General features: G+C 64.8%; 1 protein-coding gene. It reads right to left on the bottom strand.

Going from position 1 to position 1,325, the window contains the following annotated elements:
• Positions 1-46: 46 nt before the first annotated feature.
• Positions 47-1,325, bottom strand: a 1,279-nt coding sequence (locus AB0K82_RS44510; protein WP_364409799.1) for a hypothetical protein, incomplete at its 5' end; no start/stop codon positions are given.

Raw genomic sequence — 1,325 nt, 5'->3', positions numbered from 1 at the left:
TGCTTCCCCGGTGTTTCCGGGAAGGCAGCCGTCGCCGAGCGCCGGGCTAGTTTTCGTAGATTACCACGCCGCGAAAGTTGACTGTGGCACCAGCGGCGAACGCCGCGTTGTCGGCCTTTCGCGCATATAGCTTGCCATCGGTGAACGCGGCGAGGACGCCGGGAGCGTACGCCGGGCCGCTGCCGCTGTCTTCCATCACGAACCCGAAGCACACGGCCGACTGGGCCGGAGTGAGCCCGGGCGGCAGCGTCGCCACCACCGCCGTCGGCGGAGCCGTCGATGCCAGGACCACGGTGAAATCGAGCTGGAGCATCGTCTTGGCACCCTCCAATCGGTAGTCGGCGATCGCGACGGTGGAGGATGCGATGCCCGCCGGGCCTGCGCCGGGGACGCTGAACGTCGGCGTCCAGGACCTGAAGCCGGCGGAGCCGCTCGATGCGCATTTGTTGTCCGGGTCATGCACGACGCTGTCGAACAGCATGCCGCGGATCACCTGCCATTCGTTGATCTCGCCAAAGGCTCCGTTCTCGATTGAGATCGCGCCGTTCACGGCCGAGTAGATCGTCGGGTTGGTGATGACGAAGCCCTGCACGGCCGGGCCGTTCATGTGCACCGCCTTGGCGGAGTTGGTGTCGGTCGAGAAGCGGGGGTTGCGCAGCGTGGCATGGATGACCGCGCCGGCGCGGGGCGTGCCGTCGCCCGCCACGAACTGGTAGCGATCCGGATGCGAGAAATAGTTCTTCTCCCACCAGCAGCTGTCGAAGACGATCTGGTCCAGATTGCCCTGGTCGCGAGGCGCGAGCAGCGTGCCTTCCAGGGCGGAGCTTTCGAAATCGCAATTGGTGAACAGGATGTTCCACCCGTCGACCAGCTTGGCGCCATGGGTGCACGCATCGGCGAACACGCATGAATCGAAATGAAGCGTCGTCGGAAACAGGTCCACGACCTGCTCGACATGCAGGTTCAGCGTATTGCATTGCGCGGTCAGCTTGCGAATGGTCGATTTGAGCAGGTCGCCGACCCGCACGCCGACCGCATCGGTTCCCTTGAAGTTCAAGACCCGGACGCCGTCCGCCTGCACCGCGCTGGAGGCCTGCCCCAGGAACAGGCCGATAGCGCCTGAGGTAAGCGATCCGTCGATCTGGAACGATGCCAGCTTTGCGGGATAGTGCTCACCCCCGGCGATCGATAGCCCGATGGCGACGCCGGCCCTGGGCTTGAGGATCGCGCAATATTCGCTCTCGCCGATGATCTGCGCGCAGACCGGTGGATCGAGCTGATCGTGGAGATAGCACCCCTTGGGGATGTAGATGCTCCGCCCGACC

Source organism: Actinoallomurus sp. NPDC052274, assembly GCF_040679475.1.
GTDB lineage: Bacteria > Actinomycetota > Actinomycetes > Streptosporangiales > Streptosporangiaceae > Actinoallomurus > Actinoallomurus liliacearum.
This window is presented reverse-complemented; position numbering and strand designations above follow the sequence as displayed.